This is a genomic window from Veillonella sp. CAG:933 (genome assembly GCF_000431435.1).
Lineage (GTDB): Bacteria > Bacillota > Negativicutes > Veillonellales > Veillonellaceae > Veillonella_A.
On sequence record NZ_HF986218.1, the window covers coordinates 24,628 to 24,877 of the forward strand.

1 pseudogene is annotated in these 250 nt (G+C 49.6%); it reads left to right on the forward strand.

Annotated features, from left to right (window positions below):
* A pseudogene (locus tag QZL64_RS10255) lies at positions 1-250 on the forward strand (phosphoribosylformylglycinamidine synthase); the annotation flags it as partial.

Here is a 250-nt window from a genome sequence, read left to right on the forward strand (position 1 = left end):
GAGCCGTAAAAAAGCCCGCACCTTGATGGATATGGCCACCTTAGCCGTTAAAGAGTTGCGTGCGCAAGGCGGTCTCAAAGAAATCGACGAATCCGAAGAAATCAATGCCTGTACCATCGTTGTACCCGTTGATGTGAACGGTAAAACCGAAGAATGGCTCTTATTATTCAAAAACGAAACGCACAATCATCCGACGGAAATCGAACCTTACGGCGGTGCTGCCACTTGTCTCGGCGGTTGTATCCGCGAC